This window comes from Streptomyces sp. PKA51 (genome assembly GCF_057552455.1).
Genome location: NZ_BAAJPZ010000009.1, coordinates 63,059 through 88,959, shown reverse-complemented (window position 1 = coordinate 88,959; position 25,901 = coordinate 63,059). Strand labels below are relative to the sequence as shown.

20 protein-coding genes and 1 tRNA gene are annotated in these 25,901 nt (G+C 72.2%); 9 read left to right on the top strand and 12 right to left on the bottom strand.

The window, feature by feature from the left end; all coding sequences use genetic code 11:
- Positions 1–71: 71 nt before the first annotated feature.
- From AC27L3_RS16040 to AC27L3_RS16025, 4 genes are all read right to left on the bottom strand, one after another.
- Positions 72–144, bottom strand: a tRNA-His gene (locus AC27L3_RS16040).
- 118 nt (positions 145–262) lie between these two features.
- Entirely contained in the window at positions 263–868 is a 606-nt protein-coding gene (gene orn, locus AC27L3_RS16035) for an oligoribonuclease (protein WP_344434463.1), read from the bottom strand.
- Positions 869–873: 5 nt separating this feature from the next.
- Positions 874–2,265 (bottom strand): helix-turn-helix domain-containing protein, encoded by a 1,392-nt coding sequence (locus tag AC27L3_RS16030; RefSeq protein ID WP_487234685.1) that lies wholly within the window; start codon positions 2,263–2,265, stop codon positions 874–876.
- Positions 2,266–2,633: 368 nt separating this feature from the next.
- The gene (locus AC27L3_RS16025) at positions 2,634–2,966 is read right to left on the bottom strand and encodes a hypothetical protein (protein ID WP_487234684.1); all 333 of its coding nucleotides are present in this window, start codon (positions 2,964–2,966) and stop codon (positions 2,634–2,636) included.
- A gap of 365 nt (positions 2,967–3,331) precedes the next feature.
- Here AC27L3_RS16025 and AC27L3_RS16020 point away from each other — a divergent pair, with 365 nt between their 5' ends.
- A complete protein-coding gene (locus tag AC27L3_RS16020) occupies positions 3,332–3,853 on the top strand; it encodes a universal stress protein (protein WP_344434459.1) in 522 nt (173 codons plus the stop codon).
- A 128-nt stretch (positions 3,854–3,981) separates the two neighbouring features.
- Here AC27L3_RS16020 and glmS read toward each other — a convergent pair whose 3' ends face one another.
- The 6 genes from glmS to AC27L3_RS15990 all read right to left on the bottom strand — a co-directional run bounded on the left by glmS (position 3,982) and on the right by AC27L3_RS15990 (position 12,235).
- Positions 3,982–5,802: a glutamine--fructose-6-phosphate transaminase (isomerizing) gene (glmS, locus tag AC27L3_RS16015; RefSeq protein WP_365966673.1), complete on the bottom strand. Its 1,821-nt coding sequence runs from the start codon at positions 5,800–5,802 to the stop codon at positions 3,982–3,984.
- Positions 5,803–5,916: 114 nt separating this feature from the next.
- Complete coding sequence (locus AC27L3_RS16010; RefSeq protein WP_190128819.1) at positions 5,917–6,192, bottom strand: hypothetical protein; 276 nt, start codon at positions 6,190–6,192, stop codon at positions 5,917–5,919.
- 156 nt (positions 6,193–6,348) lie between these two features.
- On the bottom strand, positions 6,349–7,509 hold the full coding sequence (locus AC27L3_RS16005) for an acyl-CoA dehydrogenase family protein (RefSeq protein ID WP_487234823.1): 1,161 nt from the start codon (positions 7,507–7,509) through the stop codon (positions 6,349–6,351).
- Positions 7,510–7,518: 9 nt separating this feature from the next.
- Positions 7,519–8,472: a hydroxymethylglutaryl-CoA lyase gene (locus AC27L3_RS16000; RefSeq protein WP_487234683.1), complete on the bottom strand. Its 954-nt coding sequence runs from the start codon at positions 8,470–8,472 to the stop codon at positions 7,519–7,521.
- Positions 8,469–10,595 (bottom strand): acetyl/propionyl/methylcrotonyl-CoA carboxylase subunit alpha, encoded by a 2,127-nt coding sequence (locus AC27L3_RS15995; protein WP_487234682.1) that lies wholly within the window; start codon positions 10,593–10,595, stop codon positions 8,469–8,471. Before AC27L3_RS15995 ends, AC27L3_RS16000 begins: the two co-directional genes overlap by 4 nt.
- Positions 10,596–10,603: 8 nt before the next feature.
- Positions 10,604–12,235 (bottom strand): carboxyl transferase domain-containing protein, encoded by a 1,632-nt coding sequence (locus AC27L3_RS15990; protein WP_487234681.1) that lies wholly within the window; start codon positions 12,233–12,235, stop codon positions 10,604–10,606.
- Between the two features lie 90 nt (positions 12,236–12,325).
- On the opposite strand from AC27L3_RS15990, the gene AC27L3_RS15985 reads away from it, so the two are divergent.
- From AC27L3_RS15985 to AC27L3_RS15970, 4 genes are all read left to right on the top strand, one after another.
- Complete coding sequence (locus AC27L3_RS15985) at positions 12,326–12,952, top strand: SACE_7040 family transcriptional regulator (RefSeq protein WP_344434454.1); 627 nt, start codon at positions 12,326–12,328, stop codon at positions 12,950–12,952.
- A gap of 101 nt (positions 12,953–13,053) precedes the next feature.
- Positions 13,054–14,211: an acyl-CoA dehydrogenase family protein gene (locus AC27L3_RS15980; RefSeq protein WP_487234680.1), complete on the top strand. Its 1,158-nt coding sequence runs from the start codon at positions 13,054–13,056 to the stop codon at positions 14,209–14,211.
- Between the two features lie 6 nt (positions 14,212–14,217).
- On the top strand, positions 14,218–15,123 hold the full coding sequence (gene tesB / locus AC27L3_RS15975) for an acyl-CoA thioesterase II (protein WP_487234679.1): 906 nt from the start codon (positions 14,218–14,220) through the stop codon (positions 15,121–15,123).
- Between the two features lie 15 nt (positions 15,124–15,138).
- Positions 15,139–15,363, top strand: coding sequence for a hypothetical protein (locus AC27L3_RS15970; RefSeq protein ID WP_487234678.1), 225 nt, complete (start codon positions 15,139–15,141; stop codon positions 15,361–15,363).
- Between the two features lie 48 nt (positions 15,364–15,411).
- Here the strand turns inward: AC27L3_RS15970 and AC27L3_RS15965 are convergent, their stop codons facing one another.
- Positions 15,412–16,194 (bottom strand): phosphatase, encoded by a 783-nt coding sequence (locus tag AC27L3_RS15965; protein ID WP_487234677.1) that lies wholly within the window; start codon positions 16,192–16,194, stop codon positions 15,412–15,414.
- Positions 16,195–16,381: 187 nt separating this feature from the next.
- On the opposite strand from AC27L3_RS15965, the gene speB reads away from it, so the two are divergent.
- The 4 genes from speB to AC27L3_RS15945 all read left to right on the top strand — a co-directional run bounded on the left by speB (position 16,382) and on the right by AC27L3_RS15945 (position 25,140).
- Positions 16,382–17,353 (top strand): agmatinase, encoded by a 972-nt coding sequence (gene speB / locus AC27L3_RS15960; protein ID WP_344434449.1) that lies wholly within the window; start codon positions 16,382–16,384, stop codon positions 17,351–17,353.
- Positions 17,354–17,497: 144 nt separating this feature from the next.
- Positions 17,498–19,648, top strand: a complete 2,151-nt coding sequence (gene kdpB, locus AC27L3_RS15955; RefSeq protein WP_487234676.1) for a potassium-transporting ATPase subunit KdpB — start codon at positions 17,498–17,500, stop codon at positions 19,646–19,648.
- Positions 19,649–19,747: 99 nt separating this feature from the next.
- A complete protein-coding gene (locus AC27L3_RS15950) occupies positions 19,748–23,509 on the top strand; it encodes an ABC transporter ATP-binding protein (protein ID WP_487234675.1) in 3,762 nt (1,253 codons plus the stop codon).
- A 200-nt stretch (positions 23,510–23,709) separates the two neighbouring features.
- Positions 23,710–25,140, top strand: coding sequence for a S28 family serine protease (locus AC27L3_RS15945; protein ID WP_487234674.1), 1,431 nt, complete (start codon positions 23,710–23,712; stop codon positions 25,138–25,140).
- Positions 25,141–25,159: 19 nt separating this feature from the next.
- On the opposite strand, the gene AC27L3_RS15940 is transcribed toward AC27L3_RS15945, so the two are convergent.
- Positions 25,160–25,801, bottom strand: a complete 642-nt coding sequence (locus tag AC27L3_RS15940) for a hypothetical protein (protein WP_487234673.1) — start codon at positions 25,799–25,801, stop codon at positions 25,160–25,162.
- Positions 25,802–25,901: the final 100 nt, after the last annotated feature.

Here is a 25,901-nt window from a genome sequence, read left to right as displayed (position 1 = left end):
GTCATCACCCCTGAGGGGGAACGGCAAAAAGCCCGGCCCGCTTGCGCGGACCGGGCTCTTCGACCGATCAGGGTGAGTAACGGGACTCGAACCCGCGACATCCTGGACCACAACCAGGTGCTCTACCAGCTGAGCTATACCCACCACGTCCGGCGTTCGTTTCCGTGTTTCCCACCGGCCGAGAAAAAGTGTACAGGGTCTTTCGGGGTGCTCGCTCCCGGCTTTCGCCGCGCCGGGAGCGAGCTGCGTCACGTTGCCTTCGCTACGCCTGAACGGGCAGGACGTGCTTGGCCGCGATCGTCCTCGCCGTGTCGGAGTCCGGGCCGGGCTGCGGCACGAAGATCGCCTCGCGGTAGTAGCGGAGTTCGGCGATGGATTCGCGGATGTCCGCCAGCGCGCGGTGGTTGCCGGACTTCTTGGGGCTGGCGAAGTAGGCGCGCGGGTACCAGCGGCGCGCCAGCTCCTTCACCGAGGAGACGTCGACGATCCGGTAGTGCAGGTGACCTTCGAGTGCGGGCATGTCGCGCAGCAGGAAGCCGCGGTCGGTGCTGACCGAGTTCCCGCACAGCGGCGCCTTGCCGGCCTCCGGGACGTGCGCGCGGACGTACTCCAGCACCTGGCGCTCGGCTTCCTCGAGCGTGGTGCCGGAGTCCAGCTCCGCGAGCAGCCCGGAGGCCGTGTGCATCTGGCGCACGACCTCGGGCATGGTGGTGAGGGCCTCGGCGGGCGGGCGGATCACGATGTCCACACCGTCGCCGAGGATGTTCAGCTCCGAGTCGGTGACCAGTGCGGCCACCTCGATGAGCGCGTCGGTCGACAGCGAGAGTCCGGTCATCTCGCAGTCGATCCACACCATGCGATCGTTCATACGTCTCACCCTACGGGGCGCTCCCGCTGGCCGGGCAGCCGTGGGGCGTACAGGTCGGCCTCCCCCCGCCCCGCGTCCGCCGCGCCGCCCCCGGGGCCGTGACCCTGGGAGTGGCCGGTCGTATGGGTCAGGTGCCCGCCGTGTCCGCCGGCGTGTCCCGCACCCGGAGGGGCGGCGCCCAGGGGCGCGCCCGACATGGCGTGCGCGGGCGTGGCCGGGGACCCGGGCGCGCCCGGGAAGGCCGGACGGCGCATCGCCATCAGGGACGGCTCGCCGGGCCGGGCCTCCATCGGGTCCGGCCGCTCGAACCGCTCCCCGCGCTCGCCGCGCTCCATCCGCTCGGGCCGCTCGCCCCGCTCCGGGCGGTCCACCGGGCCGCTCTGCGGCCGGCGGGCCCGGTAGGCCGCCCGGTAGGCGGCCGGGGAGGACCCCAGCTGCCGCCGGAAGTGGCCGCGCAGGGCCACCGGCGAGCGGAACCCGCAGCGTCCGGCGACCTCGTCCACGGAGTAGTCCGAGGTCTCCAGCAGCCGCTGGGCCTGCAGCACCCGCTGGGTGATCAGCCACTGCAGCGGGGCGCTGCCGGTCAGCGAGCGGAACCGCCGGTCGAAGGTGCGGCGGGACATGTACGCACGGGCGGCCAGCGTCTCCACGTCGAACTGCTCGTGGAGGTGCTCCAGCGCCCAGGCGACGACCTCGGCGAGCGGGTCGGCGCCGATCTCCTCCGGTAAAGACCTGTCGAGGTAGCGTTCCTGCCCGCCGCTGCGGCGGGGCGGCACGACGAGCCGGCGGGCCAGGGCCCCCGCGGCGTCGGCGCCGTGGTCGGTGCGGACGATGTGCAGGCACAGGTCGATGCCTGCCGCGGTGCCCGCGGAGGTCAGTACGTCGCCGTCGTCGACGAAGAGCTCCCGCGGGTCCACGTGGACCGACGGGTAGCGCTTGGCGAGCGTGGGCGCGTACATCCAATGTGTGGTGGCGGGCCTGCCGTCCAGCAGCCCCGCGGCGGCCAGTACGAAGGCCCCGGTGCACAGCCCGACGATGCGGGCGCCCTCCTCGTGGGCCCGGCGCAGCGCGTCGAGCGCGGCGGCGGGCGGCGGCTGGGTGATCGACCGCCAGGCGGGCACGACGACGGTGCCGGCCCTGGAGAGTGCCTCCAGGCCGTACGGTGCGGTCAGTTCCAGGCCGCCGGTCGTTCGCAATGGCACATCTTCGCCCGCACACACCAGCAAGCGGTAGCGGGGGACTCCCGCGTCCTGGCGGTCGATGCCGAAGACGGAGAGCGGAATGGAGCTTTCGAAGATGGGTCCGCCGCTGAAAAGCAGCACGGCGACGATCTCCCGGCGGCGGCGTCCGGAGAGCTTGCGCGCGGTCTCCGGTACGGTCGTGGAGTCCTGGCTCATGGCGCTAAGCCCCCCTCGGCGGTCGAGTCCTCTCGGTCCTGCACGTTTCCCCTCGGTCCTGAACGGTTCCCCCGCCGGTCATGGCCAAGATCGAATCTACTGCGTCGCTTGGGGACGCGATGACCAGTTCACCACCCGCCTCTAAGTCGACATGACAACTTGGCGCGAAGCGTTCGATCACGAAGCGTTGCACCTGCAGGCTCCGGTGAAAAGTACGCCTCTCGCCCCTGCCCACACTCCGTAGGCGGCAACCGCGTTTTGGGGTTCTTTCCTTGCTGGTCGACCGGCTGTTGCGAGGGGTGTCGGCCAAGGTACGAGGTTCGGCCTGAAGTTGGCTGAAAATGTATGGGTCCAGGCGTGCGAGGGGGTCAGTCCGCGGAGCTACCGGTGCCCGGATGACGCGCCCCGCGGTGGCTCCCGCTGCCCGTCCGGCCGTGCCGGCCGCGGTGCGGAACCGCTGCTTCCGTGGACACCCTGGCGGCCGTGCGCTCGGACTGGCGCAGCAGGGCGTGGCAGACGCACGTGAGCGCCACCAGACCGGCCGCCGTGCCGGCCGCGCCGCCGAACGACTGACCGCACATCAGCAGCACGACGGGCACGAGGGCGCAGCTGAACGCCGCCCAGCGGACCACATCGCTCACCGGATCGGGGGACGGCCCCTCGGGGGCTTCCTCACGGTCGTCATCGCGGCGTGCGGACACGGAACGGCTCCCTGGTGGCGGCTGCTGGCGGTACTACAACGCCGTGCCGGGGCCGCGGGTCACTGCCGCGGCGGGCCCGGGAGGGACAGTCCGGGCCATTGCGCTACGCGCCGCGCTCGTGCATGCTCCGGGGAACGCCCACGGGGTCCGTGCCCCGCCCGGCACTCCCTGGGCAGGGGGCGAGTACCGCCGTACCCTGGGGGTAAGCACTTGAAAAGATGAATCCCGGACGGATTTGGCCGTCCAAGATCCCTCCGGTCGGTCCGCGATCCATCCGGGGTCCATCGACGGGCACCCCCCTCGACAACTCCAACCAGTCCACCCGCCGATCCCCTCGATCAGAGGCTTCCTTCGCCGAGACACCGATGGCCGGTCACGAATTCTCCGAACCCGCGGACCGCAAGCGGATCGCCGATCAGACGGCGCATCCCGAAGCGGCGGAAGAAACACGTCATTCCTGCGATCCGGCGTTCCAGCACGGTGTCGTGGTGGGCTTCGACGGTTCCACGTCGAGCGAACGAGCGCTTGCGTATGCAATCGGCATGGCCCGGCGAGCGGGCTCGGGGCTGATCATCGTCCATGTGGCCAACCGGCTGCCGACCACCGTCTGGGCGGGCTGCGAACCCCCCGTCTTCGTGGACGTGCCCGACCATCGCACCGAGGTCCTGGGCCTGGAGCTGGCCTGCGCGGACTACCTCTCCGAGGTGCCCTGGATCCTGGTCGAGCGCGGCGGGGACATCTGCCACGAGCTGGAGGAGGTCGGCCGGGAGTACGCCGCCGACGCCATCGTGGTCGGCTCCACGCACGGGCTGGTCGGGCGGATCTTCGGCTCGGTGGCGGGCCGGCTGGCGCGCCGGGCCCAGCGCCCCGTCGTGGTCATTCCCTAGAAGGTCGACAAGGGCAAAAGGGAGCGGCCCTCCCCGGCGTGTGGTGGCACGCGTGGGGAGAGCCGTCCTCTCGGACCTGTCGCGGACAGGTGCGGACAGGTACGAGAGCCTTGAGGGTCCGGCGAGGACTACTCGACGGTGACCGACTTCGCCAGGTTGCGCGGCTTGTCGATGTCACGGCCCATGGCCTTGGCCGTGTAGTACGCGAAGAGCTGCAGCGGGATGCCCATCAGGATGGAGTCCAGCTCGTCCTCGTTCTTCGGCACGACGATCGTGTGGTCGGCCTTCTCCTGCTCCTGGTGCGCGACGGCGAGGATGCGGCCGCTGCGGGCCTTGATCTCCTCCAGCGCGGCGCGGTTCTTCTCCAGCAGCTCGTCGTCCGGCACGATCGCCACGGTCGGCATGGCCGGCTCGATCAGGGCCAGCGGGCCGTGCTTGAGCTCGGAGGCCGGGTAGGCCTCGGCGTGGATGTACGAGACCTCCTTCAGCTTCAGCGAGGCCTCGCGGGCCACCGGGTAGCCCCGGACACGGCCGATGAACATCATCGACTTGGCGTCCGCGTACTCCTTGGCCAGCTCCTCGATCTGCGCCTCGTTGGCCAGGATCTCCTCGATCTGGCCGGGCAGCTTGCGCAGGCCCGCGATGATCCGCTTGCCGTCGGCGACGGACAGGTCGCGGGTGCGGCCCAGGTGCAGGGCCAGGAGGCCGAAGGAGACCACCATGTTGGTGAAGCACTTGGTGGAGACGACGCAGACCTCGGGGCCGGCGTGCACGTAGATGCCGCCGTCGGTCTCGCGGGCGATCGCGGAGCCGACCACGTTGACCAGGCCGAGGACGCGGGCGCCCTTGCGCTTGAGCTCCTGGACGGCGGCGAGCACGTCGTAGGTCTCACCGGACTGCGACACCGCGATGTAGAGGGTGTCGGGGTCCACGACCGGGTTGCGGTAGCGGAACTCGGAGGCCGGCTCGGCGTCCGCGGGGATGCGGGCGAGCTCCTCGATCATCTGGGCGCCGATCTGGCCGGCGTGGTACGAGGTGCCGCAGCCGAGGATCTTCACCCGGCGCACGGCGCGGGCGTCGCGGGCGTCGAGGTTCAGGCCGCCCAGGTGCACGGTGGAGAAGCGGTCGTCGATGCGGCCGCGCAGCGCGCGGTCCACGGCGTCGGCCTGCTCGTGGATCTCCTTGTGCATGTACGTGTCGTGGCCGCCCATGTCGTAGGACTCGGCCTCCCACTCCACGGTGGTCGGCTGGGCGGAGGTGCGCGAGCCCTCGGTGGTGTAGGTGCGGTAGTCGTCCGCCTTGAGGGTGGCCATCTCGCCGTCGTCGAGGGTGACGACCTGGCGGGTGTGGGAGACCAGCGCGGCGACGTCGGAGGAGACGAACATCTCCTTCTCGCCTATGCCGAGCACGACGGGCGAGCCGTTGCGGGCGACGACGATGCGGTCCGGGAAGTCGGCGTGCAGGACGGCGATGCCGTAGGTGCCCTCGATGTGGCGCAGCGCCTCGCGGACCTTCTCCTCCAGCGTGGCGGCCTCGGAGCGGGCGATCAGGTGGACCAGGACCTCGGTGTCGGTGTCGGACACGAAGGTGAAGCCGTCGGCGGACAGGCGGGTGCGCAGCTCGGCGGCGTTGTCGATGATGCCGTTGTGGACGACGGCCACCTTCTCCTCGGCGTCGAGGTGCGGGTGGGCGTTGACGTCGTTCGGCGCGCCGTGGGTGGCCCAGCGGGTGTGGGCGATGCCGGTGGTGCCGTTGAAGCGCTTGGGCAGGCGGGCCTCGAGCTCACGGACGCGGCCCTTGGCCTTGGCGCTCTTCAGGCCACCGGTCTTGCCGCCGGCGTGCAGGGCGATGCCCGCGGAGTCGTAGCCGCGGTACTCCAGTCGCTGCAGCCCCTCCAGCAGCAGCGGGGCGACATCGCGCTTGCCGATGTAGCCGACGATTCCACACATAGGTGACCCTCCCAAGTAGGCGTTCGAGGTGCCCGACGACGCTTGTCGGCGATCGGCGGTGAGCTGCTCCGGCGGCCGTGCGGTGCCACCGGGAGCCCCGGGTGTCCCGGCCGGTCAGCCGTAGACGATGCGGCGCAGTTGCCGCAGCGAGAGCTCCGGTGGTGCCACCGCACGGTGCGGCAGCTCGGCCGCGATGCGCTCGAAGATCTCCGCGTTGTTCAGTCCGCCGGACTGAAGCTCGCGATGGCGACGGCGGACGAACTCCTCGGTCGTCTCGTCGAAGTACGCCAGCACGTCCAGCACCACCCGGGCCGCCTCACCGCGCTGGAGCGGTGTGCTGCGCACCAGGTGGTCGACCAGGTCGTCGTGGGACATGCGGCGTTCGAGCACCCGTCGATATTGAGGGCTGGGAGGGGCTTTCGCAAGAATCCTGCCCGATATCGGGCAGGATGGCTAGCGAATGTGGTGAGAAACGCGAGAAAAGCCTAGGAAGGGTGGATTCCGCGCGTAACGATCACCGGGAGGGACGACGGGGAGTGGCGCACCTCACGCCGGCAGGTCCAGCTCCCGGGCGATCAGCATGCGCTGCACCTCGCTCGTGCCCTCGCCGATCTCCAGGATCTTGGAGTCCCGCCACATGCGGGCCACGGGGTACTCGTTCATGAAGCCGTAGCCGCCGTGGATCTGGGTGGCCTCGCGGGCATTGGTGACCGCGATCTCCGACGAGTACAGCTTCGCCAGGGCGGCCTCTTTCTTGAACGGCTCCCCGTGCACCAGCCGGGAGGCCGCGTCCCGCCAGGCCAGCCGGGCGGTGTGGGCCCGCATCTCCATGTCCGCGATCTTGAACTGGATGGCCTGGTTCGCACCGATCGGGCGCCCGAACGCCTCGCGGGTGCGCGCGTACGTCACGGACTCGTCGACGCAGCCCTGGGCCAGCCCCGTGGCCAGGGCCGAGATCGCGATGCGGCCCTCGTCGAGTATCTGCAGGAACTGCGCATAGCCCCGGCCCTCCTCGCCCAGCAGGTTCGCCGCCGGGACGCGGACGTCCGAGAAGGACAGCTCACGGGTGTCCGAGGCGTTCCAGCCCACCTTGGAGTAAGGGGCGGCAACCGTGAAGCCCGGCGTGCCCGACGGCACGATGATCGCCGAGATCCGCGGCCTGCCGTCCGGCTTGTGGCCGGTGACCGCCGTGACCGTGACCAGGCCGGTGATGTCGGTGCCGGAGTTGGTGATGAAGCACTTGGTGCCGTTGATCACCCACTCGTTCGTCGCCTCGTCCAGCCGGGCCGTGGTGCGCGTGGCGCCGGCGTCCGAGCCGCCGTCCGGCTCGGTCAGGCCGAACGCGCCCAGCATCTCGCCGGAGCACAGCCGCGGCAGCCAGGTGCGCTTCTGCTCCTCGGTGCCGAAGCGGTAGACGGGCATCGCGCCCAGCGACACGCCCGCCTCCAGCGTGATCGCCACCGAGGAGTCCACGCGGGCGAGCTCCTCCAGGGCCAGGCCCAGGGCCAGATAGTCCCCGCCCATCCCGCCGTACTCCTCGGGGAACGGCAGGCCGAACAGACCCATGCGGCCCATCTCCCGCACGATCTCGTACGGGAACTCGTGGCGCTCGTAATAGTCGCCGATCTTGGGTGCGACGACGTCGTGTGCGAACTCCTCCACCGTGCGGCGGAGTTCCTCGTGCTCGGGGGAGAGGCGGTGGTCCAGCGACATGACTCAGGGCTCCTGGTGGGAGAGGGCACGCACGGTACGGGAGGGGCTGGGGCGGCCCAGCCGGCCGGCCATCCACACGCTTGTGGCGGTGAGACGGCCGAGGTCGACCCCGGTCGAGATGCCGAGGCCGTGGAGCATCCACACGAGGTCCTCGGTGGCGAGGTTCCCGGTGGCGCTCTTGGCGTACGGACAGCCGCCCAGGCCGCCGGCGGAGGCGTCGACGGTGGTCACTCCGTGACGGAGGGCGGCAAGGGTGTTGGCCAGTGCCTGGCCATAGGTGTCGTGGAAGTGCACGGCCAGCCGGCCGGTGGGCACGCCCGCCTCGTTCAGCGCGGTCAGCAGGGCGGCGACGTGCCCGGGCGTGGCCACGCCGATGGTGTCGCCCAGGCTCAGCTCGTCACAGCCCATCTCCAGCAGGCTGCGGCAGACGCGGACCACCTGCCCGACGGGCACCGCGCCCTCCCACGGATCGCCGAAGCACATGGAGAGGTAGCCGCGCACCGCCACCCCGGCCTCGCGCGCCGCCGCCACGACCGGGGCGAACATCGCCAGCGACTCGTCGACGGTGCGATTGAGGTTCGCCTTGGCGAAGGACTCGGTCGCACTGCCGAACACGGCGATCTCCCGGGCTCCCAGGGCGAGGGCCCGGTCCAGGCCGCGCTGGTTCGGCACCAGGACGGGCAGGCGGACGCCGCCCCCCTCCTTCAGGTCGGCCAGCTGCGGCATCAGCTGCTCGGCGTCGGCCAGCTGCGGCACCCACTTGGGGTGCACGAAGCTGGTCGCCTCGACCGTCGTCAGACCGGCGTCGGCGAGACGGTGGATGAACTCCGCCTTCACCTCCGTCGGCACGACGGCCTTCTCGTTCTGCAGGCCGTCCCGCGGGCCCACCTCGTGAATGCGCACCCGGGAGGGCAGCGCGGGGTCGGGGACGACCATGGGCAGGGCGGCGTGGGTCATGACTCCACCTCGCTGTCGGAAGCCGCCGGGGCGACCACGGCCAGCACCTGGTCCATGGCCACCGTGCTGCCGGCCGTGACGTCGAGCTCCGTCACGGTGCCGGCGTGCGGGGCGGCGATGACGTGCTCCATCTTCATCGCCTCGACGACGAGCAGGCTCTGCCCCGCGGCCACCTCGTCGCCGACCGCAGCCTTGACGACGGTGACCGTGCCGGGCATCGGCGCGGTGAGCGTCCCGGCGTGCGCACCGGCCGCACCGCCGTGCAGACCGGCGTCGACGGGGTCGTGGGGGAGCAGGTGCCAGGCGCCGTCGGTCCCGGCGAGCCAGGTGCCTTCCGGGCTGTGGGTGACGATGAAGGTGCGGGTGACGCCGTCGAGCTCAAGGGTGATTTCCCCCGCCCCGCTCCTTCCCGCAGTGTCGACATGCGGCTCCGCCGCGTGCGGGGGCAGGCCCCCGGGCCCCCGGGAGGGCAGCAGCTTCGCGCTGCGGGGAACCTCGGTGGCGCCGCCCTCCGTGGGCAGCAGATACTCCGCGTCCGCGGCCTCGCCGCGGACGCGGACCGTCACCGGGGCGTGGCCCGGCACGCGGAAGTGGTGCTGCGTCCAGGCGGCTTCGCCGCCGAGGCGCCAGCCGGTCGGGACGGAGAACGGATCCACCCACTCGGGGGTCCCCGCGCTGCGGTCCACGCGGGGGAACAACTCCTGCTGGCGCAGCAACGCACCCGCCACGTACACCTCCGGGGGCACCTCGCCCGCGACCAGCGACGCCGCCTCCCGGTCCACCAGGCCCGTGTCCAGCTCGCCCGCCACCACCGCCGGGTGTCCCAGCAGGCGGCGCAGGAAGGCGGCGTTGGTGTCCACGCCGAGCACGACCGTGCGGGCCAGCGCGCCGCGCAGGCGGCGCAGTGCCGTCGCGCGGTCGGGGCCGTGGGCGACGACCTTGGCGACCATGGGGTCGTACGACGTGCCGACGGCGATGCCCTCCGCGAGGCCGGAGTCCACGCGGACGCCGTCGCCTGCCGGCTCGTGCAGGGTCAGCACCGTGCCCGCCGAGGGCAGGAAGTCGACGCGGTCGCCCGTGACGCGCGCCGTCTCGGCGCAGATGCGGGCTTCCACCGCGTGCCCGGTGAGCGTGACGTCCTCCTGGGCGAGGGGCAGGTGCTCGCCGGAGGCGACGCGGATCTGCCACTCGACGAGGTCCAGCCCGGTGATCATCTCGGTGACCGGGTGCTCGACCTGCAGCCGGGTGTTCATCTCCATGAAGTAGTAGGCGGAGGGGTCGTTGCCGGGCACGATGAACTCGACCGTGCCCGCGCCCGTGTAGCCGCAGGAGCGCGCGGCCTGCACCGCGGCCTCGCCCATCGCCGCCCGGGTGGCCTCGTCGAGGAACGGGGAGGGCGCCTCCTCGATGATCTTCTGGTGCCGTCGCTGCAGCGAGCACTCGCGCTCGCCGAGGTGGACGACGTGGCCGTGGCCGTCGGCGAGGACCTGGATCTCGATGTGCCGGGGCCGGTCGACCCAGCGCTCGACGAGCAGCGTGTCGTCGCCGAAGGAGCCGCGCGCCTCGCGCCGTGCCGCCGCGATCTCCTCGCCGAGCGCGGACTCCTCGCGCACCAGACGCATGCCCTTGCCGCCGCCGCCCGCCGAGGGCTTGAGCAGCACCGGCATGCCGATCTCGCGCGCGGCGGCCGCCAGTTCCGCGTCGCTCAGGCCGCTGCCCGAGGAGCCGGGCACGACCGGCACGCCGGCCGCGCGGACCGTCTCCTTGGCGCGGATCTTGTCGCCCATGAGCTCGATCGCACCGGCCGGCGGGCCGATGAAGACCAGGCCGGCCTCGGCGCAGGCGCGGGCGAAGGCGGCGTTCTCGGCGAGGAAGCCGTAGCCGGGGTGGACGGCCTGCGCGCCGGTGCGGGCGGCGGCGTCGATCAGCCGCGGTATGGACAGATAGCTCTCGGCGGCGGCCGCCGGGCCGATGCGCACGGCGGTGTCGGCCTCGCGCACGTGGCGGGCTCCGGCGTCCGCGTCGCTGAAGACGGCGACCGAGCGGATCCCGAGCGAGCGCAGGGTGCGCACGACCCGTACGGCGATCTCGCCTCGGTTGGCGACCAGGACAGTGTCGAACATGCTCCGCCTCACATCCGGAAGACGCCGTAGCCGGGCGCCGTGCCGTCGCGCTGCGGCAGCGGCGCATTGGCGCACGCGGTCAGGGCCAGACCCAGCACCTGCCGGGTCTCCAGGGGGTCGATGACGCCGTCGTCCCACAGCCGGGCAGTCGCGTAGTAGGCGTTGCCCTGGCGTTCGTACTGCTCGCGGATGGGGGCCCGGAAGGCCTCCTCGTCCTGCGTGCTCCACTGCTCGCCGTGCGCCTCCAGCTGGTCGCGCTTGACGGTGGCCAGCACGGAGGCGGCCTGCTCGCCGCCCATCACCGAGATCTTGGCGTTCGGCCACATCCACAGGAAGCGGGGCGAGTAGGCCCGGCCGCACATCGAGTAGTTGCCGGCGCCGTAGGAGCCGCCGATGACGACGGTGAGCTTGGGCACGCGCGTGCACGCCACGGCGGTGACCATCTTCGCGCCGTGCTTGGCGATGCCGCCCGCCTCGTACTGCCGGCCGACCATGAAGCCGGAGATGTTCTGCAGGAACAGCAGGGGTATGCCGCGCTGGTCGCACAGCTCGATGAAGTGGGCGCCCTTCTGGGCGGATTCGGCGAAGAGGATGCCGTTGTTGGCGACGATGCCCACCGGGTGGCCGTGGATGCGGGCGAAGCCGGTGACCAGCGTCTGCCCGAACTCCGCCTTGAACTCGGCGAACCGCGAGCCGTCGACGACGCGCGCGATGACCTCGCGCACGTCGTACGGGGTGCGCGAGTCGACCGGCACCACGCCGTACAGGCCGGCCGGGTCGGCCTTCGGCTCCTCGACGGGCTCCACCGCCCACGGCAGGGGGCCGCGGCGGGGGAGGGTGGAGACGATGGTGCGCACGATCCGCAGGGCGTGCTCGTCGTTCTCGGCGAGGTGGTCGGTGACGCCCGAGATGCGCGAGTGGACCTCCCCGCCGCCCAGCTCCTCGGCCGTGACGACCTCGCCCGTGGCCGCCTTCACCAGCGGCGGGCCGCCGAGGAAGATCGTGCCCTGATCGCGCACGATCACGGCCTCGTCGCTCATCGCCGGGACGTACGCCCCGCCGGCGGTGCACGAGCCCATCACGGCCGCGATCTGCGGGATGCCGGCGCCGGACATCCGCGCCTGGTTGTAGAAGATGCGGCCGAAGTGCTCGCGGTCGGGGAAGACCTCGTCCTGCATGGGCAGGAAGGCGCCGCCGGAGTCCACCAGGTACAGGCAGGGCAGCCGGTTCTCCAGCGCGATCTCCTGCGCCCGCAGGTGCTTCTTGACGGTCATGGGGTAGTAAGTGCCGCCCTTGACCGTGGCGTCGTTGGCGACGATCACCACCTCGCGCCCGGAGACCCGGCCGATGCCGGCGATCACGCCCGCGGCAGGCGCGGCGTCCCCGTACATCCCGTCGGCCGCCAGGGGTGCGAGCTCCAGGAACGGGGAGCCCGCGTCCAGCAGGGCGTCCACCCGCTCGCGCGGCAGCAGCTTGCCGCGCGCGGTGTGCCGTGCGCGCGCCTTCTCGCCCCCGCCCAGCCGGGCCCGGGCGAGCTTGGCGCGCAGCTGCGCCACCAGCTCGTGGTGAGCGGCCTCGTTGCCCCGCCAGGCCTCGGACGCCGGATCGGCGGCGCTCCCGAGCACCGGTGCCTGCTGCATGTCCTCGAGCTCCCTTGCTCGGTTAATGAGCGTTAACACAACCAGCTTCAGGTTAACGAGCACTAACGCCGCTGTCTAGAATTGTTTTTCGTGAACGACGCAGCCCCCCGCACCCGGACCGCCGCCGCCCCGGCCGCCGCCTCCCGCCGCGAGCAGATCCTCCAGCAGGCCGCGCGGCTCTTCGCCGAGCGCGGCTTCCACGGGGTCGGGGTGGACGAGATAGGGGCCGCGGTCGGCATCAGCGGCCCCGGCCTGTACCGGCACTTCGCCGGCAAGGACGCGATGCTGGCCGAGCTGCTGGTGGGCATCAGCGGCCGGCTCTTCGCGGGCGGCCGGCGCCGGGTGGCCGAGGCGGCGGAGGCGGGCGCGGATCCCGCCGCCGTGCTCGACTCGCTCATCGACGGGCACATCGACTTCGCCCTCGACGACCGCGACCTGATCACGCTGCACGACCGGGAGCTGGGCCAGCTGCGCGACAGCGACCGCAAGCTGGTGCGCTCCCTGCAGCGGCAGTACGTGGAGCTGTGGGTCGAGGTCGTCCGCCGGCTGCACCCCGAGGCCGCCGAGACCGAGGTGCGGGCCGCCGTGCACGCCGTCTTCGGCCTGCTGAACTCCACCCCGCACCTGGGTCGCCCCGGCGCCCTGCCCGGCCGGGACGCCACCGCCGCACTGCTGCGCCGCCTGGCCCTGGGTGCGCTGGCCGCCCTCGCGCGCTGAGGTCGCGCCGCGCGGAGGGCAAGGATCTGGACAGCCCCCTGACCGGCCGGTAGCTTGCGCTGAGCAAGCGCTTATACAGCGACAGCCGGGGAGGGGACGCGATGCGCCGCACCGTCTTCAACGAGGACCACGAGGCTTTCCGGGAGACGATCCGCGCCTTCATCGCCGCCGAGGTCGTCCCGCACTACGACGAGTGGCGCGCGGCCGGGGCCGTTCCGCGCGACTTCTACAAGAAACTCGGCGAGCTCGGCGTCTTCGGCATCGAGGTGCCCGAGGAGTACGGCGGCGCCGGCCAGCGCACGTACAAGTACCAGGCGGTCATCAGCGAGGAGTGCGCCCGCGCCGGCGTCGGTTTCGGCGGCAGCAGCGTGCACACCGCGCTGTGCCTGCCCTACCTGCTGAGGTACGGCACGGAAGAGCAGAAGCAGCGCTGGCTGCCGCCGTTCGTCTCCGGCGACATGATGACCGCCATCGCCATGACCGAGCCCGGCACCGGCTCCGACCTCGCCGGGATGCGCACCACCGCCCGCCTGTCGGACGACGGCACCCACTACGTCCTCAACGGCGCCAAGACCTTCATCACCGGCGGCGTGCAGGCGGACCGCGTCCTGGTGTGCGCCCGCACCTCGCCCGCCACCCCCGAGGACCGGCGCGGCGGCATCTCCCTCCTCGTCGTCGACACCTCCTCCGAGGGCTACGCCGTCGGCCGCAAGCTGGAGAAGCTGGGCCTGCAGGCATCCGACACCGCCGAGCTGTCCTTCACCGACGTCAAGGTGCCCGCCTGCGACCTCCTCGGCGAGGAGGGCAAGGCCTTCGGCTACCTCACCCACAACCTCCCGCAGGAACGGCTCGGCATCGCCTTCACCGCCTACGCGCAGTCGGCCGCCGCCGTCGAGTTCGCCAAGAAGTACGTGCGCGAACGCACCGTCTTCGGGCAGCCCGTCGCCGCCTTCCAGAACACCAAGTTCGTCCTCGCCGACTGCAAGGCCGACGTCGACGCCATGCAGGCGGTCGTCGACCGCGCCCTGGAAGCGCACGACGCCGGCGAGCTGACGGCCGCCGACGCCGCCTCCGCCAAGCTCTTCGCCACCGAACGCGCCGCCGTCGTCATCGACAAGTGCCTGCAGCTGCACGGCGGTTACGGCTACATGATGGAGTACCCGATCGCCCGCCTGTACGCCGACACCCGCGTCAGCCGCATCTACGGCGGCACCAGCGAGGTCATGCGCTCGATCATCGCCAAGTCGATGGGTCTGTAGGAATCCGTGACGAACAAGCCCTCCACCGAGCCCCCCACCCCGCTCGACGACCTGCTCGCCCTCCTCGACCTCGAACCGATCGAGGAGAACATCTTCCGCGGCACCACCGACCGCCCCATCCTCGTGCCGCGCGTCTTCGGCGGCCAGGTCGCAGCCCAGGCCCTGGTCGCCGCGGGCCGCACGGTCCCCGGCGACCGGCAGGCCCACTCCCTGCACTCCTACTTCCTGCGCCCCGGCGACCCCGCGGTGCCCATCGTCTACACCGTCGACCGCATCCGGGACGGGCGCTCGTTCACCACGCGCCGCGTCGTCGCCGTCCAGCACGGACAGCCGATCTTCCACCTCTCCGCGTCCTTCCAGACGTACGAGGAGGGGCTCGAACACCAGGAGCCCATGCCGGCGGCCGCCGACCCCTCCACGCTGCCCACGGCCGCCGAGATGCTGCCGCGCTACGCCACCCACCTGGGCGGGCAGGACCGCGTCGAGCGCATCCTCGAAGCCCGCGCCGCCGTCGACCTGCGGTACGCCGACGAGCCGCCCTTCGCGAGCGTCGGCGAGCCGAGGGAGGCCAAGTCGCAGGTTTGGTTCCGGACGAACGGCAAACTGGCGGACGATCCGCTGCTGCACATCGTGCTCGCCACTTATGTCTCCGACATGACCCTGCTGGACTCGGTCCTGCTCGCCCACGGACGGGGCGGCTGGGCCGTCGGCGACGTCGTGGGCGCGAGCCTGGACCACGCCATGTGGTTCCACCGGCCCTTCCGTGCCGACGAGTGGCTGCTGTACGACCAGGAGAGCCCCACCGCCCAAGGCGGCCGCGGTCTGGCGCGGGGGCGTATCTTCACCCAGGACGGGCGGTTGGCGGTCTCGGTCATCCAGGAGGGACTGGTCCGCGTACCGCGGGGCTCCTAGGGGAGGGAAAACGCGATGGGAACGGCCGGACGGGCTCTGCTGATGGCAGGGGGAGCGGTCGTGATGGCCGCGGGCATCGTGCTGGCGTTCTTCGCGCACGGCCGCGTGCTGGAGATGACCGGCCTGGACCGGCTCGGCTGGGGCCTGGCCCTGCGGGCCTTCGAGGCGGCAGTGCTCTACGGCGGCTCGTGGCTGGTGATCCGCGGCTGGAACGGCCTGCGCGGCCGTACGGCGCAGTGAAGACGGCGCAGTGAAGACGGCCCCGGCCCGCCGGCCGGGGCCGTCCCCCTACGCGAGCCCCGCCGCGTCCAGCAGGTACGCCGTCATCGGCTCGTAGAACCGCGGGTCCAGTACGTGGTCGTCCAGCGGCACCGCCACCTGCAGCGTGCCCTCCGCCTCCGCCAGGAACAGCGCCGGGTCGTTGCAGTCCGCGTACCCGACCGCGTCGATGCCGCGCTGCGCCGCGCAGCCGGCCCAGCCGTGGTCGGCGACCACCAGGTCCGGCAGCGGCCGGCCGCACGCCGCGAGACCGTCGAGGATCGCCGCCATCGGCGCGGGGGAGTGCGTGTGCCACAGCGTCGCGCCGCGCTCGTACACCGCCACGCCCGCGACCTGCTGGACGGCGCCGTCGTCCGCCCGCACACCGCCCGGGACGGAGAGGATCTCGCAGCCGGCGGCCCGCAGCGCGTCCGCCGTCATGCGGTGCACGTCCAGCAGCCCCCCGGGATGCCCCGTGGCGAAGAGCACCCGCTGCCGCCCCTCCGTCGCCTTGCGCAGGAACGCCGCGGCCCGCTCCAGCGCGGCCACCGTCAGCTCCGGGTCGATGGTGTCCTGCCCGGCGCGGTGCTCGACGTCGTCGCTGACGCCGCAGCGCTCCGCCATGACGGCGAGCACGTCCTGCTCGTCCGCCCAGCGCTCGCCGAACTCCAGCCCGAACCAGTAGTGACGATCACCGAGGGCGAGCCTGCGGTAGTGCTCCAGATTGTTCTCCCGCGGGGTGGCGACGTTCCCCGCGATGCGCGTCCGGACGAGGTGGTCGATCAGTTCGCTGCGGCTGGGTGCTATCGGCATGGACCCATTCTCCCCCGGTCGGCGCGATGGACGCGGTGTCCATATGGCGAGGCCGGACCTGCACTTCCGTACATGTGCGCACACGGCCTCCCTGCCTACCCTCGGGTACGACCACGCCAGCCGTTCGCGCGTTGACGCGACCGTGACCCGGCGGCGCCCCGTCCGTGATCCGAGAGGCCCGAGAAGCATGAGCACCCCCGCCCCCCGTGAACCGCGCGGCCCCGTCGACTCCTCGCGCATCCCGCGCTACGCCGGCCCGGCCACCTTCGCCCGCCTGCCCCGCCTGGACGAGGTCGGCACCGCCGACGTCGCCGTCGTCGGCGTGCCCTTCGACACCGGCGTCTCCTACCGCCCCGGCGCCCGCTTCGGCGGCAACGCCATCCGCGAGGCCTCCCGCCTGCTGCGCCCGTACAACCCGGCGCAGGACGCCTCCCCCTTCGCCCTGGCCCAGGTGGCGGACGCCGGCGACATCGCCGCGAACCCGTTCAACATCGACGAGGCCGTCGAGACGATCGAGGCCGCGGCCGACGACCTGCTGGGCACCGGTGCCCGCATGATGACGCTCGGCGGCGACCACACCATCGCGCTGCCGCTGCTGCGCTCGGTGGCCAAGAAGCACGGCCCGGTCGCGCTGCTGCACTTCGACGCGCACCTGGACACCTGGGACACCTACTTCGGCGCCGAGTACACCCACGGCACGCCGTTCCGCCGGGCCGTCGAGGAGGGCATCCTCGACACCGAGGCGCTGTCCCACGTCGGCACGCGCGGCCCGCTGTACGGCAAGAAGGACCTCACCGACGACGAGAAGATGGGCTTCGGCATCGTCACCTCGGCCGACGTGATGCGCCGCGGCGTGGACGAGATCGCCGACCAGCTGCGCCAGCGCGTCGGCGACCGCCCGCTGTACATCTCCATCGACATCGACGTCCTGGACCCGGCCCACGCGCCCGGCACCGGCACGCCGGAGGCGGGCGGCCTGACCTCCCGCGAGCTGCTGGAGATCATCCGCGGCCTGTCCTCCTGCAACCTCGTCTCCGCCGACGTCGTCGAGGTCGCCCCGGCGTACGACCACGCGGAGATCACCTGCGTCGCCGCCTCGCACACCGCGTACGAGCTGACGACGATCATGTCGCGCCAGATCGCCGCCGCGCGCGGCTGATGCCGTGGTCGCTGCTGTAAAGGCGGCGTAAGGCCGGGCCCCGAACGCGACAAGGACGCGTCAGGGGCCCGGCCCGCGGTGTTCCTGCCCGGTTGGGTGGAGGTGACCGATCACCTCACCGACTGCCGAAGGCCGACACCGCCGATGCTTGACCTGGGACCGGACACCGCTCAGCAGCAGCCCCCGACCCTGCCGCCGGCGCCGCCCCGCGGCGGGCGCCGCCGGCACCGGCGGATCGGGGCCGGGGTCGTCGAACCCCGCCAGCTGCTCGCCTGCCTGCCGGAGGCGGTGCGCAAGCTGCATCCGCGGGTGATGGTCCGTCATCCGGTGCTGCTCGTGGTCGAGGTGGGCTCGGCGCTCACCACGCTGTCCGCGATCCTCGACCCGTCGGTCTTCACCTGGTTCATCAGCCTCTGGCTCTGGCTCACCGTCGTCTTCGCCAACCTGGCCGAGGCCGTCGCCGAGGGCCGCGGCCGGGCGCAGGCGGAGTCGCTGCGCCGCGCCCGCAGCAGCACCACCGCGCGCCGGCTGCGCAGCTGGCGGGTGGGCATGGACCGCCGCGAGTGGTACGAGGAGCGGGTCCGGGCCACCGACCTGCGGCCGCACGACGTGGTCGTGGTGGACGCCGGCGAGACCGTCCCCGGCGACGGCGAGGTCGTCGACGGCGTCGCCTCTGTGGACGAGTCGGCGGTCACCGGCGAGTCCGCCCCCGTCATCAGGGAGGCCGGTGGCGACCGCTCCGGCGTCACCGGCGGCACCACGGTGCTCTCCGACCGGATCGTGGTGCGGATCACCTCGCGTCCCGGCAGCACCTTCCTCGACCGCATGATCACGCTGGTCGAGGGCACCAGCCGGCAGAAGACCCCCAACGAGCTGGCCCTGAACATCCTGCTCGCCGCGCTCACCGTGATCTTCATCCTGGCCGTGGTCTCGCTGCAGCCCATGGCCGGCTGGTCGGGCGCCCCCCAGTCGATCACCGTCCTGGTGGCCCTGCTGGTGACGCTGATCCCGACGACCATCGGCGCCCTGCTCTCCGCCATCGGCATCGCCGGCATGGACCGCCTCGTCCAGCGCAACGTGATCGCCCTCTCCGGCCGGGCCGTGGAGGCCGCGGGCGACGTGGGCACCCTGCTGCTGGACAAGACCGGCACCATCACCCAGGGCAACCGGCAGGCCGCCTCCTTCGTACCCGTCCGCGGCATCGCCGCCGAGCTGCTCGCGGACGCCGCCCAGCTGTCCTCTCTTGCCGACGGGACGCCCGAGGGCCGCTCCATCGTGGCCCTGGCCGAGCGCTACGGCATCCGGCACGCGCCCGGGGAGCTCGCGCACGGCCGCTTCGTGCCCTTCTCCGCGCAGACGCGCATGAGCGGCGTCGACTTCCATCACCAGGGCGACTTCTGCCGCATCCGCAAGGGCGCCGCCGGCGCGGTCACCGCATGGGTCGCCCGGTGCGGCGGGCAGGTGCCCGCGGAGGCCGGCTGGATCGCCGACAGCATCGCCGCCGGCGGCGGCACGCCCCTGCTGGTGGCCATGGAGGACCCCCAGGGGGCACGCGTCCTGGGCGCCGTCCATCTGAAGGACGTCGTCAAACCCGGCATCGCCGAGCGGTTCGCCGAACTGCGCGCCATGGGCATCAGGACCGTCATGGTCACCGGCGACAACCCGCTCACCGCCAAGGCCGTCGCGGCCGAGGCCGGCGTCGACGACTTCCTGGCCGAGGCCACGCCCGAGGACAAGATGGCGCTCATCAAGCGCGAACAGGCCGGCGGCAACCTGGTGGCGATGACCGGCGACGGCACCAACGACGCCCCCGCCCTGGCCCAGGCGGACGTCGGCGTGGCCATGAACACCGGCACCTCCGCCGCCAAGGAGGCCGGCAACATGGTCGACCTCGACTCCGACCCCACCAAGCTCATCGAGATCGTCGAGACCGGCAAGCAGCTGCTGATCACCCGCGGCGCTCTGACCACCTTCTCCATCTGCAACGACGTCGCCAAGTACTTCGCCATCGTCCCCGCCATGTTCGGCGGCGTGGCCGGCTACGAGGGGCTGGAGAAGCTCAACGTCATGGGCCTGCACAGCCCCACCTCCGCCATCGCCTCCGCGATCGTCTTCAACGCCCTGGTCATCGTCGCCCTCATCCCCCTCGCCCTGCGCGGCGTGCGCTACGTACCCGCCTCCGCCCACGCCCTGCTCCGCCGCAACCTGGGCATCTACGGGCTCGGCGGGCTGGTGGCCCCCTTTGCCGGCATCAAGCTCATCGACCTGCTGATCCAGTACGTACCGGGAATGTGACGTGCGTGTCGCAGTGCATGACAGCGGGATGAAATCCGCAGCCCAGAGCGTTGGGGCCTTCCGTCGGAGACAGGCAGGAATAGGACGGGGAGGTTCCGGGTGGCCGCGACGACCACGACCGGTCAGGGGTGGGCCAGGCGGCTCACCGGGTATTGCTGGCGGTACCGCGGGGCGGTGCTGCTGGCCCTCGGCTCGTCCCTCGCCGGCATGGCCGTCATGGCGCTCGTCCCCCTGATACCCAAGCTGATCATCGACGACGTCATAGGCGCCCACCGGCGCCCCCTCGCCCCCTGGGCCACCCTCCTGATCGTCGCGGCGCTGGTCGTCTACGCGCTGACCTACGTGCGCCGCTACTACGGCGGACGGCTGGCCCTGGACGTCCAGCACGACCTGCGGACCGAGATGTACGCCGCGATCGCCCGCCTGGACGGCAAGCGGCAGGACGAACTGTCGACCGGACAGGTCATCGGCCGCGCCACCAGCGACCTGCAGCTGATCCAGTCGCTGCTGTTCATGCTCCCGATGATGATCGGCAACATCCTGCTGTTCGTCATCTCCCTCGTGGTGATGCTCGCCCTCTCCCCGCTGCTGACCGTCGTCGCCCTCGCCGTCGCCCCCGCCCTGTGGTTCCTCGCCCAGCGCAGCCGCGCCAAGGTCTTCCCGGCCACCTGGTACGCCCAGGCCCAGGCCGCGGCCGTCGCGGGCGTCGTCGACGGCGCCGTCGGCGGGGTGCGCGTCGTCAAGGGCTTCGGGCAGGAGGCCCAGGAGGCCGCCAAGCTCCGCGAGGTCGGCCGCGGCCTCTTCGCCGGCCGGATGCGCACCGTACGGCTCAATTCCCGCTACACCCCCGCCCTGCAGGCCGTCCCGGCCCTCGGACAGGTCGCCATGCTGGCCCTCGGCGGTTGGATGGCCACCCGCGGCCAGGTCACCCTGGGCACCTTCGTCGCCTTCTCCACCTACCTCGCCCAGCTCGTCGGCCCCGTGCGGATGCTGACCATGGTGCTCACCGTCGGCCAGCAGGCCCGCGCCGGCGTGGAGCGCGTCCTGGAGCTCGTCGACACCGAACCGGTGGTCAAGGAGCGCGACGACGCGCGCGAACTGCCCGCGGACGCCCCCGCCACCGTCGAGTTCGACGACGTGACCTTCGGCTACGGCTCCGGGCGGGCCGTCCTGCAGGGCGTCTCGCTGCGCCTGGAGCCCGGCGAGACGGTGGCCGTCGTCGGCGCCTCCGGCAGCGGCAAGTCCACCCTCGCGCTGCTGCTGCCGCGCTTCTACGACGTCACCGGCGGCGCGGTGCGCATCGGCGGCCAGGACGTGCGCGAACTGACGCTGCCCTCGCTGCGCGCGGCCATCGGGCTGGTGCCGGAGGACAGCTTCCTGTTCTCCGACAGCGTCCGCGACAACATCGCCTTCGGCGTGCCCGGCGCCACCGACGAGCAGATACGGGCGGCGGCCCGCGCGGCCCAGGCGGACGGATTCGTCTCGGCCCTGCCCGACGGCTACGACACCAAGGTCGGCGAGCAGGGCCTGAGCCTGTCCGGAGGCCAGCGCCAGCGCCTCGCGCTCGCCCGCGCCATCCTCACCGACCCCCGGCTGCTGGTGCTCGACGACGCCACCTCCGCCGTCGACGCGCGCGTGGAGCACGAGATCCACGAGGCGCTGCGCGGGGTGATGGCGGGCCGTACGACCCTGCTGATCGCCCACCGCGCCTCCACCCTGGCCCTCGCCGACCGCATCGCCGTCCTCGACGGCGGCCGGCTCGTCGACGTGGGCACCGCGGAGGAGCTGCAGGAACGCTGTCCGCTCTACCGCCGCCTGCTGACGGACCCCGAGGAGCTGGCCGGGGTGACGAAGGACCCCGCCGGCGCGGTGGGCGTCGGCGCCGCCTTCGGCGGCGAGGCCGCCGCCACCGGCCTGATGGAGCGCCCGGCGCTCAAGGAGGAGGCCCCCGCGGCCCCCCGCCGTGTCGTCGACGGCGTCACCCCGCAGCTGTGGGTGCGCAAGGAGGACGACGGCGCGCTCCGGGCGCCGGCCGGCACGCCCGCCTCCCCCGAACTGCTCGCCAAGGTCGAGGCGCTGCCCCCGGCCACCGACACCCCCGACATCGACGAGGAGCAGGCCGCCCGGCCCGAGGAGTCCTACGGGCTGCGGCAGATGCTGCGGGGCTTCGGGGCACCGCTGGCGGTGAGTCTGCTGCTGGTGGCCGCCGACGCGGTGGCCGGCCTGCTGCTGCCCGTACTGATCCGGCACGGCATCGACCAGGGCGTCCAGAAACTGGCCCTCGGCGCCGTCTGGGCGGCCTCCGCCCTCGCGCTGCTCGTCGTCGTCGGCCAGTGGGCCGCGCAGGTGGGCGAGACCCGCATGACCGGACGCACCGGCGAGCGGCTGCTGTACGCGCTGCGCGTGAAGATCTTCGCCCAGCTGCAGCGGCTCGGGCTCGACTACTACGAGCGCGAACTGACCGGCAAGATCATGACCCGGATGACCACGGACATCGATGCCATGTCGACGTTCCTGCAGACCGGTCTGGTCACCGCCGTCGTCTCCGTGCTCACCTTCTTCGGCATCCTCGTCGCCCTCGTCGTCATCGACGTGGAGCTCGCCCTGGTCGTCTTCGCGACGCTGCCGCCGCTCGTCGTCGGCACCGTCTTCTTCCGCCGGCAGAGCGTCAAGGCCTACGAACTGGCCCGCGAGCGCGTGGGCGTGGTCAACGCCGACCTGCAGGAGACCGTCGCCGGGCTGCGGATCGTGCAGGCGTTCCGCCGCGAGGAGACCGGTGCCCGCCGGTTCGCCGAGCGCAGCGCGCAGTACCGGCAGGCGCGGGTGCACGGCCAGTGGCTGATATCCGTGTACTTCCCCTTCGTGCAGCTGCTGTCGTCCGTCGCCGCGGCCGGCGTGCTGATCGTGGGCGCGGGCCGGGTGAGCGACGGCACCCTGACCGCTGGCGCGCTGGTGGCCTACCTGCTCTACATCGACCTGTTCTTCGCCCCCGTCCAGCAGCTGTCGCAGGTCTTCGACGGCTACCAGCAGGCGATGGTCTCCCTCGGCCGCGTCCAGGAGCTGCTGCAGGAGAAGACGGCCACGCCGGTGGCCGCCGATCCGCAGCCGGTGCGCAAGCTGACGGGCGAGATCGTCTTCGACGACGTCCACTTCGGCTACGGCGACGGGGAGGAGGCCTTGTCCGGCATCCGGCTCACGGTGCCCGCCGGGCAGACCGTCGCCTTCGTCGGCGAGACGGGCGCCGGGAAGTCCACCCTGGTGAAGCTGGTCGCGCGCTTCTACGACCCCACCTCCGGCGCCGTCCTGGCCGACGGGGTCGACCTGCGCGCGCTCGACCCCGTCGCCTACCGCCACCGCCTGGGCGTCGTGCCGCAGGAGCCGTACCTCTTCCCCGGCACCGTGCGCGACGCCATCGCCTACGGCCGCCCGGAGGCCACCGACGCCGAGGTCGAGGCGGCCGCACGGGCCGTCGGCGCGCACGGCATGATCGCCACCTTGGAGGGTGGCTACCTGCACCCGGTCGCCGAGCGCGGCCGCAACCTCTCCGCCGGCCAGCGACAGTTGATCGCCCTGGCCCGGGCCGAGCTCGTCGACCCCGACGTCCTGCTGCTGGACGAGGCCACGGCCGCCCTGGACCTCGCGACGGAGGCCCTGGTCAACCAGGCCACCGACCGGCTCGCCGGCCGCCGCACGACCCTGGTGGTGGCCCACCGGCTGTCGACGGCGGCCCGCGCCGACCGCGTCGTGGTGCTCGACCACGGCCGCGTCGTCGAGGACGGCACGCACGCCGAACTGCTCGCCCAGGACGGCCACTACGCCCGTCTGTGGCGCACGTTCACGGGAGAGGCCGTTCTCGCCTAGGCGCCCCGTAGGGGGCGCGGTGCGGTGCCGAACTGCGGGCGCGCGGTGGCTCGTCGCGCAGTTCCCCGCGCCCCTGCGGCGCGCCGTAGGGCGAACCGGGGCGCAGGTCAAGGTCGTTTTTCCGCCGCCCAGGGCTCTGGCGTGGCGGCCGTGCGCCCCGGTAGGTTCGCGGCGACTTTCGCGAACCAAGGGGAGGGCGCATGCGCAAGGCTGTCAGAGCGCTGCTGGCACTGGCGATGTCCATAGGGACGGTCGGTGCCGGCAGCACGGCGGCGATGGCGGCGGACACGACCGCCACGCCGGACATCAAGGACCGCATCCTGAAGATCCCGGGGATGAGTTTCGTCGAGGAGAAGCCCTACGAGGGCTACCGCTACCTCGTGCTGAACTACACCCAGCCCGTGGACCACAGGAACCCGGCCAAGGGCACCTTCCAGCAGCGCTTCACGCTGCTGCACAAGGCCACCGACCGGCCCACCGTCTTCTACACCTCCGGCTACAACGTCTCCACCAGCCCGTCCCGCAGCGAGCCCACGCGCATCGTCGACGGCAACCAGGTGTCGATGGAGTACCGCTTCTTCACCCCGTCGCGGCCGCAGCCGGCCGACTGGTCGAAGCTCGACATCTGGCAGGCCGCCAGCGACCAGCACCGCCTCTTCGAGGCCCTCAAGCCCGTCTACGGCAAGAACTGGCTGGCGACCGGCGGCAGCAAGGGCGGCATGACGGCGACGTACTACCGCCGCTTCTACCCGAAGGACATGAACGGCACCGTCGCCTACGTCGCGCCCAACGACGTGGTCAACGACGAGGACTCCGCCTACGACCGCTTCCTGGCGAACGTCGGCGACCAGGCCTGCCGCACGCAGCTGAACTCCGTGCAGCGCGAGGCGCTCGTCCGCCGCGGCGAGATCGTCGCCCGCTACCAGAAGTGGGCCGACGAGAACGGCAAGACCTTCAAGACCGTCGGCAGCGCCGACAAGGCCTACGAGAACGTCGTCCTCGACCTGGTGTGGGCGTTCTGGCAGTACCACCTGCAGAGCGACTGCAAGACCGTCCCGGCGACGAAGGCGTCCACCGACGAGCTGTACAAGTTCATCGACGACATCTCCGGCTTCGACGGCTACACCGACCAGGGCCTGGAGCGCTTCACGCCGTACTACTACCAGGCCGGCACCGAACTGGGCTCGCCGACGCCGAAGTTCGCGCACCTGAAGGACCTGCTGCGCTACCGCGACAGCTACCAGCCGCGCACCTACGTGCCGCGTGACATCCCCATGAAGTTCCGCCCCGGTGCGATGACCGACGTCGACCGCTGGGTGCGCGAGAAGAGCAGCAACATGCTCTTCGTCTACGGCCAGAACGACCCCTGGAGCGCCGAACCGTTCCGCCTCGGCCGGAACGCCACCGCCCGCCACGACTACCGCTTCTACGCGCCCGGCGGCAACCACGGCTCCAACATCTCCCAGCTGGTCGCCGACGAGCGGGCCACCGCGACGGCCGAGGTGCTGCGCTGGGCGGGCGTCGCCCCGGCGGCCGTCCAGAAGGACGAGCACAAGGCCAAGCCGCTCGCGCCGTACAACGAGAAGCTCGACAAGCAGAAGGTCGAGCGTCAGAACACGCTGCGGCCGTAAGGGCCTCGGGAGCGGTGTTCTAGGGCAGGCGGCGGGCGCACCCCACGGGTGTCCCGCCGCCGACCTGTACGTACAGGTCGGTGTCCGGCGGGCAGGCGGAGCGCGTGCGCACCGCCGACTCGACCCGGTACTCCGGCGCGTGGCCGAGGGAGCCGTCGCACGCCGTCTCCTTCACCACCCCGCGGTGCTCGGTGTAGACGCAGTCCCCGGGCACCGTCAGCGGGCCGCCGCCCATGCCGGGGTCGCCCGGGTGGGGCGGGGCGAGATTGCGCATGCAGGCGTAGCCCTCCGGCGCGCTGAGCGCCTCCGAGGTGCCCTCGGTGACGGCGGTGATGTGCAGCACGAAGTCGGTGATGTCGGGGCAGCGCGGGCCGCCCGACTGCGGGCCGTAGTAGCGCGCCAGGACGCTGGCCGCCGCCCGCTCGCTGGCGCAGTCCACCTCGCCGAAGGCGCCCTGCGGCGCCTGCCGGCCGGCGCACGCGCCCCGCGCCAGGAACGCCGCGCCCGCCCCGGGGCCGGTCGGCGCGGGGGCCAGGGCCTGATCGCCCGGGACGACGCTCTCCGCCGCCCCGCGGGCCGGCGCCTGGCAGCCGGTCAGCGCCCACGACCCGTACAGCACGGCGAATGCGAACAGCGCCCGCGGCAGCGCACGATGGCGCATCTCTTCCCCCAACCCGCCAAACCGGCTTCCAGAGTTACCGGACGGCCACCGGCGCACGCCAGGCGTGCGGGACGGTTCGCGGAGGGTGATCACGCCCCCG

Excerpts from the sequence above, each read along its gene's own strand:
- AC27L3_RS15970 (WP_487234678.1), top strand. The coding sequence starts at position 15,139 with ATGGGAACGGCCGGACGGGCTCTGCTGATGGCAGGGGGAGCGGTCGTG.
- AC27L3_RS15980 (WP_487234680.1), top strand. The coding sequence starts at position 13,054 with ATGCGCCGCACCGTCTTCAACGAGGACCACGAGGCTTTCCGGGAGACG.
- AC27L3_RS16020 (WP_344434459.1), top strand. The coding sequence starts at position 3,332 with ATGGCCGGTCACGAATTCTCCGAACCCGCGGACCGCAAGCGGATCGCC.
- AC27L3_RS15945 (WP_487234674.1), top strand. The coding sequence starts at position 23,710 with ATGCGCAAGGCTGTCAGAGCGCTGCTGGCACTGGCGATGTCCATAGGG.
- orn (WP_344434463.1), bottom strand. The coding sequence starts at position 868 with ATGAACGATCGCATGGTGTGGATCGACTGCGAGATGACCGGACTCTCG.
- AC27L3_RS15940 (WP_487234673.1), bottom strand. The coding sequence starts at position 25,801 with ATGCGCCATCGTGCGCTGCCGCGGGCGCTGTTCGCATTCGCCGTGCTG.
- AC27L3_RS16030 (WP_487234685.1), bottom strand. The coding sequence starts at position 2,265 with ATGAGCCAGGACTCCACGACCGTACCGGAGACCGCGCGCAAGCTCTCC.
- AC27L3_RS15995 (WP_487234682.1), bottom strand. The coding sequence starts at position 10,595 with ATGTTCGACACTGTCCTGGTCGCCAACCGAGGCGAGATCGCCGTACGG.
- AC27L3_RS15990 (WP_487234681.1), bottom strand. The coding sequence starts at position 12,235 with ATGCAGCAGGCACCGGTGCTCGGGAGCGCCGCCGATCCGGCGTCCGAG.
- speB (WP_344434449.1), top strand. The coding sequence starts at position 16,382 with ATGAGCACCCCCGCCCCCCGTGAACCGCGCGGCCCCGTCGACTCCTCG.
- AC27L3_RS16000 (WP_487234683.1), bottom strand. The coding sequence starts at position 8,472 with ATGACCCACGCCGCCCTGCCCATGGTCGTCCCCGACCCCGCGCTGCCC.
- AC27L3_RS15965 (WP_487234677.1), bottom strand. The coding sequence starts at position 16,194 with ATGCCGATAGCACCCAGCCGCAGCGAACTGATCGACCACCTCGTCCGG.
- kdpB (WP_487234676.1), top strand. The coding sequence starts at position 17,498 with ATGCTTGACCTGGGACCGGACACCGCTCAGCAGCAGCCCCCGACCCTG.
- glmS (WP_365966673.1), bottom strand. The coding sequence starts at position 5,802 with ATGTGTGGAATCGTCGGCTACATCGGCAAGCGCGATGTCGCCCCGCTG.